We start from the raw sequence: 7,775 nt of genomic DNA, 5'->3' as shown, positions 1-7,775 counted from the left end.
GGCGGTGCGGTCTGCTGCCGTTCGTTGGCGCGCGGATGATGCCTGGTCATGACCAGTTCGTCAAGCCCTGCACCCCATCCGTTCGATGACCGTGATCCCCCGGAAACACGCGGATCGAATGTCTCCACAGGGACCGATCCAACGGTTGACACGAGCATCGCGAGGGTGTTCTGTTGCGAATACGCAACGTCCTTTCATAAAGGTCGGACCAAGGGAGTCAACGTGACACGCACGCGATTCGCCGCACTCGGTGCGCTCGGCCTGGCGGCCGCGCTCGCCCTCGCCGGGTGCTCCGCCGGAAGCAACGGAGCTTCCGACAGCGGGACGAAGTCCATCGGCACGCCCGATGGCAAGGGCAAGACACTGAACGTCTGGATGATGAACGGCGACCTCAGCGCCAAGGTGCTCGACGCCGCCGAGCAGCAGTTCACGAAGGCCACCGGGGCGAAGGTGAAGGTGCAGCTCCAGCAGTGGGACGGCATCACCACGAAGCTCACCACGGCCCTGGCGCAGCAGGACGCCCCGGACATCGTCGACCTCGGCAACACCCAGGTGCCGGTCTACGCGGCCACCGGTGGGCTCAAGGACCTGACGCCGTACGAGTCGGAGCTCAAGGGTGGCCAGGACTGGCTCTCCGGGCTCGAGGGGCCGGCCACCGTCGACAGCAAGCTGTACGGCGCACCGCTCTTCGCCGGCAACCGGGCCGTCGTCTACAACAAGAAGGTCTGGGCCGACGCGGGGGTGACCTCGGTGCCGAGCACGTACCAGGAGCTGACCGCCGACCTCGACAAGGTGAAGGCCGCCAACACCGCGAGTGACTTCTCCGCGTTCTACATGCCCGGGCAGTACTGGTACGGCGGGCTGCAGTGGGTCTGGGACGCCGGCGGCGAGATCGCGACCGAGAAGGGCGGCAAGTGGACCGGCACGCTCGACTCGGCCAAGGCGGTCAAGGGGCTCCAGGCCTGGAAGCAGTTCCAGAACGCGTACTCGGCCAGCTCGACGCAGGACATCAACACGGACAAGCCGTCGCAGAGTGACGTCTTCGCGCAGGGCAACACGTCGGCCTTCCTCGGGTCGGCGTGGGAGATCGGCTCGGTCACCACGGCCAAGCCCGAGCTCGCGGACCAGATCGGGACGTTCCCGATGCCGTCGATGTCGGGCAGCGGCACGCAGCCGGTGTTCCTCGGTGGGTCGGACCTCGGCATCCCCGCCAAGTCCGCCAACCCGGACCTGGCGCTCTACTACATGAAGATCCTGACCTCGAAGAAGTTCCAGCAGGACCAGGTCTTCGGTGTCGACGGGTGGGAGCCGAACTCGACGCAGCTGCTCAAGGCCGTCGCGGGTGACGTCGACGCGCTGCACAAGCCGTACTTCGAAGCGGCGTCGACCAGCCGCCCGACCCCGGCGACACCGGGCTGGGCGACGATCGAGGGCGACGCGAGCTTCCAGTCGATGTTCGCGGACGTCGCCACCGGCCGGAAGTCGGCGGAGGAGTCGGCGACCGACTTCTCGAAGCACCTCACCTCGGCGCTCAACGCGAGCCTGTAGTCGATGACCTCGACTGCTGACACGGCGACCGGCTCGGCTGCGGCCGGGCCGGTCGCCGGCGCGGGGCAGCCCCCGGTCGCCGTCCCACCCGCACCGGGCCGACGCGGTCGCGGGCCGCGGGTGCGCCGCCGGTCGGTGACCACCTCGCGTGCGCCGCTCTTCCTGCTGGCACCGGCAGCGCTGATCCTGCTCGCGCTGGTCGTCTACCCGCTCGTCCGACTGGTCGTGATCTCGTTCCAGGAGTACGGCCTCCGGGCGATCTTCACCGGCCAGGCGGGGTTCGCCGGACTGACGAACTACACGAATGTCCTCACCGACGCCAGCTTCTGGCCGGTGATCCTGCGCACGGTGGTCGTCACCGCGTCGATGGTGCTCGGCACGCTCGTCATCGGCATGGCGGTGTCGCAGCTGCTGACGCGGCTCGGGGTCGCGATGCGCACGGTCGTCAGCGTGGTGCTCGTGCTGGCGTGGGCGATGCCGAACGTCGCGTCGAGCCTGGTCTGGCAGTGGCTCTTCCAGCCCTTCTACGGCGTGCTCAACTGGCTGATCACCCAGATGCGGGTGTTCGGCGACCACACCCAGGACAACTGGGCGTCGCACCCGGCGCAGGCGTACACCATCGTGCTCACGCTCGTGATCTGGCAGGCGGTGCCCTTCGTGGCGCTGACGCTCTACGCGGCCCAGTCGCAGATCGCGCCCGAGTACTACGAGGCCGGTGCGCTCGACGGCGCCACGACATGGGCGATGTACCGGGCCATCACGCTGCCCGCGCTCGCACCGACGCTGCTGCTCGTGACGATCCTGTCGGTGATCTGGGACTTCAACGTGTTCAACCAGATCTGGTTGCTGACGCGGGGCGGCCCCGAGGACTCGACCCTGACCCTCGGCATCTGGACCTTCGTCAAGTCGTTCGTCTCGAACGCGTACGGCCAGGGTGCCGCGATCGCGGTCATCTCGACGGCGATCCTCGGCGTGCTCACCAGCTACTACATCCGCCGGCTCGTCCGCAGCGGCGAGGAGGACCTGTGACCAGCTCCGTGACCCGACCGGTCGCCGGACCGGCGACCCGGCCCGTCGCCCGGCCCCGCAAGCGGAAGCCGCGCGTGCTCGCGAACACGCTGGCCGTGCTGTTCTGCCTGGTGTGGGTCTTCCCGATCTACTGGATGGTGAACACCGCGTTCAAGCCAGCGGACGAGGTCACCACCATGACCCCGATCTGGTTCCCCCTGCACCCCACGATCGAGAACTTCACCAGGGCGCTGACCCAGGAGGGCTTCCTGGTCTACCTGCGGAACTCGGCGATCGTGGTCGTGGCCGCGGTGCTGCTGTCGATCGTCGTCGGGTTCCTGGCCTCGGCGGCGCTGTCGCGGTTCCGGTTCCGCGGGCGCCGGGCGATCCTGGTGGGCATCCTGTTCGTGCAGATGATCCCGTCGGGTGCCCTGCTCATCCCGCTGTTCCTGTCGTTCCAGTCCCTCGGGCTGCTCAACAGCTACATCGGGCTGATCCTGGCGTACGTCGCGAGCGTGCTGCCGTTCTCGATCTGGGTGATGCGCGGGTTCTTCGTCGCGGTCCCGATCGAGATCGAGGAAGCGGCGAAGACCGACGGCGCGGGGACGTTCCGCATCCTGTGGAGCGTGCTCTTCCCGCTCGTGCTGCCCGGGGTCATTGCCACGAGCGTGTTCGCGTTCATCGCCGCGTGGAACGACTACCTGACCGCGTACGTGATGCTCAAGGACCAGTCGATGTACACGCTGCCGGTGTGGCTCGCCGGGTTCTCCACGAACAAGGGCACGGACTTCGGCGGGTTGATGGCGGCGAGCGTGCTGTTCAGCCTGCCCGTGGTGGTCTTCTTCCTCATCGTGCAGCGGCGCCTGGTGTCCGGCATGACTGCGGGGGCCGTCAAGGGGTGACGCCGGGGTGGCCGTGGCCGCGCCGACGCGGACGGGAGGCCCGGTGCCAGCTGGTACCGGGCCTCCCGTCCGTCGTGGCGTCCGTCCCGAGCCGGTCGAGGTGTCGGCACATGCCGCCCGCGATCTGTCGAGGTCGCACGAAGCGTCGACCGCGGCGCCGTCCGGCGGCAGTTCGTGCGACCTGGGCGGGGTGCCGGCGGCGGGTTGTGCGACTTCGGCGGCACGGGAGGGGCCCCGGCGCGTCTTCGGGCGTCTGGGATTCGGCGCGAGTGGTTGCGTTCGTGTGGGTTCTGGACGTATGGTGCTCAGAACCAACAGGAACGAAGGAGTTCGGGCATGTACGCAACGGAGCGTCACGACGAGATCGCCGCGCAGCTGCACAGCGCCGGCCGGGTCTCCGTCGCCGACCTCGCCGAGCACTTCGACGTCACCACCGAGACCGTCCGCCGCGACCTGGACCTGCTCGAGACCGCCGGGGTCCTGCGCCGCGTGCACGGGGGAGCGGTCCCCGTCGGGCGTTCCAGCGTCGTCGAGCTCTCCGTCGCCGAGCGCGAGGGCCAGCACGGCTCGGCCAAGTCCGCGATCGCCCGGGCCGCGATGCGCCTGGTGCCCCCGACGTTCACCGGCTCGATCGCCCTCGACGCGGGCACCACGTGCGCCGCCGTCGCCTCCGAGCTCGCCCGGTGGGAACCGGCCACCCCCGGGGCGACCCTGACCGTCGTCACGAACTCCGTCCCGATCGCCGCGACCCTGCAGCACAGCGAGCACGTCGAGTTGCACCTGCTCGGTGGCCGGGTGCGCGGCGTCACGAGCGCCGCGGTCGGCACCGCAACCGTCGAGCAGATCGGCGCGCTCCGTCCGGACATCGCCTTCGTCGGCACGAACGGCCTGTCCGCCGGCTTCGGCCTGAGCACGCCGGACGAGTACGAGGCCGCCGTCAAGGGCGCGTACGTGCTGGCCGCGCGTCGCAGCGTCGTGCTCGCCGACGCAGCCAAGCACGGCGTCGAGGCGCTGATGCGGTTCGCGCGGCTGGACGAGATCGACACGCTCGTCACCGACGAGCAGCCGCCCGCCGACCTGGCCGTCGCGCTGGCCGACGCCGACGTCGAGGTGGTCGTCGCATGAACGAGCCCAGCACCCGGATCGTCACCGTCACCCCGAACCCCTCGCTCGACCGCACGATCGAGCTGGCCGGCGAGCTGCAGCGCGGGTCGGTCCAGCGCGCGACGCGGACCACGGCCGAGCCGGGCGGCAAGGGCGTCAACGTCTCGCGGGTCGTCGTCGCCAGCGGCGGGGACACGATCGCCGTCCTGCCCGGAGACGACCTCGACCCCGTGCTCGTCGGTCTGGCCACCCGCGGCATCCCCACCGCAGCGCTGCCGATCGGTGCCCCGCTGCGGTCCAACGTCACGGTGACCGAGCCGACCGGGACCACCACGAAGCTCAACGAGCCCGGGCCGTCGCTCGCCGGGCGGCTCGACGACCTCGCCGCGCTGGTCGCCGACACCGCCGGCGCCACCGCGACCGGACCGGCCGCGCGGTGGGTCGTCATCGCGGGCTCGCTGCCCCCGGGGCTGCCCGACGACGCCCTCGCCGTCCTGGTCCGTGCCGTCCGCGCGCGCCACGGCGACGACGTGAAGATCGCCGTCGACTCGTCCGGCGTCGCGTTCACCGCGCTGCTGCGGTCGGGCGAGCGGATCGACCTGGTCAAGCCGAACGCCGAGGAGCTCGCCGAGGTCGTCGGCGGCGACCCCGAGGCCTACGAACGCGACCACGGGCTCGCTGCCGAGGCGGCCGAGGGCCTGCGCGCACGCGGGGTCGAGAGCGTCCTGCTGACGCTCGGCAGCGCTGGCGCCGTGTTCGTCGGCCCCGAGGGTGCCTTCGCGGCGGCAGCCCCCGTGATCACGGCCCGCTCGACGGTCGGCGCGGGGGACTCCTCGCTCGCCGGCTACCTGCTCGCCGAGGTCGCCGGAGCACCGCCGGGCGAACGGCTCGCCCAGGCGGTCGCCACCGGCGCGGCTGCGGCGGCCCTGCCCGGCAGCGACGTCCCCGCGCTCGACCACACCGACCCGGGCGCCGTCACGGTCACCCGGCTCACCACCCCACGAACCCCCATCGACACCACCCCACGAACCCCCACCGACACCACCCCACGAACCCCCACTGCGTCACTGCAAAGGAGCACACCATGACCACTCCGCGAGACACGAGTCCGGGCCTGATCAGCGTCCCCCTCGTCGGCCTCGACGAGGACCTCGGCGCCACGTCGGCGGACGTCATCCGCGTCCTCGCCGACCGCGTCGCCGCCAGTGGCCGCGCGGCATCGGGTGCGTCCCTCGCCGCCGACGCCATCAAGCGCGAGGCGTCCGTCGGCACCGGCGTCCCCGGGGGCATCGCCATCCCGCACGCCCGGTCGTCCTCGGTCACCGAGCCGACGCTGGCGATGTCCCGTCTGGCGCGGACGGTGCCCTTCGGTGCTCCGGACGGTGACGCGGACCTGGTCTTCATGATCGCCGTGCCCGAGGGGGCCGACAAGGACCACCTGACGGTCCTCTCGACCCTCGCACGTGCGCTCATCCGCGACGACTTCACCGCCGCCCTCCGCGCCGCGACCACGCAGCAGGAGATCGTCGACCTGGTGGACCGCGAGGTGACCGGCGAGGTCGCCGACGCCGGCGTGACGGGCGCACCCCGGGCCTCCGGTCCGGCCGCGCCGACCACGGCACCGGCAGCCGGCCGAAAGGTCATCGTGGGCGTGACGGCCTGCCCGACCGGCATCGCGCACACCTACATGGCGGCCGACGCCCTCGTCGCAGCCGCACAGCGCGCGGGCGCCGAGATGCACGTCGAGACGCAGGGGTCCTCGCAGGTCGAGCCCCTCGACCCCGCGCTCATCGCCCGGGCCGACGCGGTGGTCTTCGCCGTGGACGTCGACGTGCGCGACCGCTCGCGCTTCGCGGGCAAGCCGCTGGTGTCCGGCCCGGTCAAGCGCGGCGTGGACGAGCCCGACGCGATGATCGCCGAGGCGCTCCGTGCCGCCGACGACCCGAACGCCGCCCGCGTCTCCGGCACCGTCGGCGACGCGTCCAGCAGCACCGCCAAGGACGAGCACTTCGGGCAGTCCCTGAAGCGCTGGCTGCTGACCGGTGTCAGCTACATGATCCCGTTCGTCGCCGGCGGTGGCCTGCTCATCGCGCTCGGCTTCCTGCTCGCCGGGTACGGCATCGCGCTGACCCACGGCGACTCCGGACAGAACAACGCCGTCTACACGCTGACGAACTACACGCTGCTGAACCTGCCGCCGCAGGGTCTGGCGTACTACCTCGGTGCCGCCGCGTTCCAGATCGGTGGCGTCTCGCTCGGCTTCCTGGTCGCGGCGCTCGCCGGGTACATCGCGTACGCCATGGCCGACCGTCCGGGCATCGCTCCCGGGTTCGTCGCCGGGTCGATCGCCGTCTTCATGAACGCCGGGTTCCTCGGTGGCCTGGTCGGTGGCCTCATCGCCGGTGCCGCCGCGTACTGGATCGGGCGCATCCCGGTCTGGCGCTGGCTGCGGGGCCTGATGCCCGTCGTGATCATCCCGCTGTTCGCGTCGATCATCGCCTCGGGGCTGCTGCTGCTCGTGCTCGGCGGTCCGATCGCCTGGTTGATGACGCAGCTGACCGGCTTCCTCAACTCGCTCTCCGGTGCCTCGGCGATCCTGCTCGGCATCATCCTCGGCCTGATGATGGCCTTCGACCTGGGAGGCCCGGTCAACAAGGTCGCCTACGCGTTCGCCGTCGCCGGGCTCGGTGCGGGGACCGCCACCAACGTCGTGCCGTTCGAGATCATGGCCGCGGTCATGGCCGCCGGCATGGTCCCGCCGCTGGCGCTCGCGCTGGCATCGACGGTGCTGTACCGGAAGGGCTTCACCAAGCCCGAGCGCGAGAACGGCAAGGCCGCGTGGCTGCTCGGCGCGTCGTTCATCTCCGAGGGCGCGATCCCGTTCGCCGCGGCCGACCCGCTGCGCGTCATCCCCGCCTCGATGATCGGTGCCGCGGTCACCGGAGCGATCTCGATGGGCGCCGGCGTGACGTCGCGGGCCCCGCACGGTGGGATCTTCGTGTTCTTCGCGATCGGGGACGTGGCGATGTTCATCGTGGCGATCCTGGCGGGCACGATCGTGTCGGCGCTGGTGCTGGTCGGGCTGAAGAAGTGGGTGCGTCGGGCACCCGCTGCGGACGCCGCAGCGGGCGACGAGGCCGCCGTGGCCGGCGAGACGGTCGGACAGCGCACGCCGGTGGCTGCGTAGCCACCTGACGGACGGGAGGCCCGGTG

6 protein-coding genes are annotated in these 7,775 nt (G+C 71.1%); all 6 read left to right on the top strand.

Annotation, left to right across the window (positions count from 1 at the left end; translation table 11 throughout):
* Positions 1-222 precede the first annotated feature (222 nt).
* The 6 genes from ASG04_RS10180 to ASG04_RS10155 all read left to right on the top strand — a co-directional run bounded on the left by ASG04_RS10180 (position 223) and on the right by ASG04_RS10155 (position 7,749).
* Positions 223-1,548, top strand: coding sequence for a sugar ABC transporter substrate-binding protein (locus ASG04_RS10180; protein ID WP_056123326.1), 1,326 nt, complete (start codon positions 223-225; stop codon positions 1,546-1,548).
* Between the two features lie 3 nt (positions 1,549-1,551).
* Positions 1,552-2,577, top strand: a complete 1,026-nt coding sequence (locus tag ASG04_RS10175) for a carbohydrate ABC transporter permease (protein WP_082517965.1) — start codon at positions 1,552-1,554, stop codon at positions 2,575-2,577.
* Complete coding sequence (locus tag ASG04_RS10170; protein WP_200938452.1) at positions 2,574-3,458, top strand: carbohydrate ABC transporter permease; 885 nt, start codon at positions 2,574-2,576, stop codon at positions 3,456-3,458. The genes ASG04_RS10175 and ASG04_RS10170 overlap by 4 nt, the downstream gene beginning before the upstream one ends.
* A 336-nt stretch (positions 3,459-3,794) precedes the next feature.
* Entirely contained in the window at positions 3,795-4,583 is a 789-nt protein-coding gene (locus tag ASG04_RS10165; RefSeq protein WP_056123323.1) for a DeoR/GlpR family DNA-binding transcription regulator, read from the top strand.
* Positions 4,580-5,650 (top strand): 1-phosphofructokinase family hexose kinase, encoded by a 1,071-nt coding sequence (locus ASG04_RS10160; RefSeq protein WP_082517963.1) that lies wholly within the window; start codon positions 4,580-4,582, stop codon positions 5,648-5,650. Before ASG04_RS10165 ends, ASG04_RS10160 begins: the two co-directional genes overlap by 4 nt.
* Complete coding sequence (locus ASG04_RS10155; RefSeq protein ID WP_056123320.1) at positions 5,647-7,749, top strand: fructose-specific PTS transporter subunit EIIC; 2,103 nt, start codon at positions 5,647-5,649, stop codon at positions 7,747-7,749. The genes ASG04_RS10160 and ASG04_RS10155 overlap by 4 nt, the downstream gene beginning before the upstream one ends.
* Positions 7,750-7,775: the final 26 nt, after the last annotated feature.

Source organism: Curtobacterium sp. Leaf183 (assembly GCF_001424385.1).
Taxonomy (GTDB): Bacteria; Actinomycetota; Actinomycetes; order Actinomycetales; family Microbacteriaceae; genus Curtobacterium.
The sequence above is the reverse complement of the archived record's forward strand: the minus strand, read 5'-3'. Positions and strand labels throughout refer to the sequence as shown.